Source organism: Alkalihalophilus lindianensis (genome assembly GCF_032843265.1).
In the GTDB taxonomy this organism is placed as follows: domain Bacteria; phylum Bacillota; class Bacilli; order Bacillales; family Bacillaceae_D; genus Alkalihalophilus; species Alkalihalophilus lindianensis.
In genome coordinates, this window is record NZ_JAWJBA010000040.1 from 1 (window position 1) to 471 (window position 471).

Consider the following 471-nt stretch of genomic DNA (forward strand, 5'->3'; position numbering starts at 1 on the left):
CGTTTTTTTTGCTAACTCGATGAGTAAATCGATATCGACATCATAACCATCGCGGCGGCCGATTTTCCTGCCTGTCGGATGGGCAATTAAATCAACATGTGGGTTAGCAAGAGCCATCTTCAACCGCTCCATAATTTTTTCCTTTGACTGTGTAAAAGCTGAATGGATAGAGGCAATCACAAAATCCATTTTCGCTAACACCTCATCCTCATAGTCTAAGGTGCCATCCGGCAATTTATCCATTTCCACCCCGGATAATATCAAAATATCGTCGTATTTTTGGTTTAATTTCTTAATTTCTTCGTGTTGCTTGAGCAGTCTTTCAGCAGTGAGACCATTTGCTACCTTTAAATATTGGGAATGGTCGGTGATGGCCATGTAACGATAGCCGCGTGAACGGCACGCTTCAACCATCTCCTCGATGGAATGTGCCCCATCGCTCCATGTCGTATGCATATGGAGATCGGCTTT

At 43.7% G+C, this 471-nt stretch carries 1 protein-coding gene; it reads right to left on the reverse strand.

Annotated elements, in window-relative coordinates:
• The coding region (locus RYX56_RS21175) for a PHP domain-containing protein (RefSeq protein WP_317123967.1) at positions 1 to 471 on the reverse strand (471 nt) is incomplete at both ends.